Here is a 636-nt window from a genome sequence, read left to right as displayed (position 1 = left end):
CGGCGCTGGTGGTCACCGATCCGGTGTATTCGAGGGTGGCGGCGCGTCTGCTGGCCCGGGTGATCGCCGAGGAGACGGGGCCGGTGTCGTTCGCCGAGTCGGTTGCGGCGGCCTATGGGCAGGGGTTGTTGAACGAGGAGACCGCCGGGTTCGTCGCTCGTAACGCGGCGGTGTTGGATGCTCTGGTGGATCACGATGCGGATGACCGGTTCACCTACTTCGGGCTGCGCACCGTCTATGACCGTTATCTGTTGCGGCATCCGACGACGCGGCGGGTGCTGGAACGGCCCCAGTATTTCTTCTTGCGGGTGGCGTGTGGGCTGGCCGGGACGGTGGCCGAGGCGGCGGAGCTGTACGGGTTGATGGCGCGGTTGGCGTATCTGCCGAGTTCACCGACGTTGTTCAATTCTGGTGCCGCGCGTCCGCAGCTGTCCTCGTGTTTTCTGCTGGATTCGCCGCGGGATGAGCTGGAGGCGATTTATGGGCGGTATGGGCAGGTCGCGCGGCTGAGTAAGTATGCGGGTGGGATCGGGATCTCTTGGAGTCGGGTGCGGAGCCGGGGGTCGTTGATCCGGGGGACGAACGGGCATTCGAACGGGATCGTGCCGTGGTTGCGGACGCTGGATGCGTCGGTGG

General features: G+C 65.9%; 1 protein-coding gene. It reads left to right on the top strand.

Going from position 1 to position 636, the window contains the following annotated elements:
* Window positions 1-636, top strand: a 636-nt coding sequence (locus tag ACFFNX_RS51940) for a ribonucleotide reductase N-terminal alpha domain-containing protein (RefSeq protein ID WP_378213890.1), incomplete at both ends; no start/stop codon positions are given.

Origin of the sequence: Actinoallomurus acaciae, assembly GCF_042429965.1 — a bacterium.
In the GTDB taxonomy this organism is placed as follows: Bacteria; Actinomycetota; Actinomycetes; order Streptosporangiales; family Streptosporangiaceae; genus Actinoallomurus; species Actinoallomurus acaciae.
This window is presented reverse-complemented; position numbering and strand designations above follow the sequence as displayed.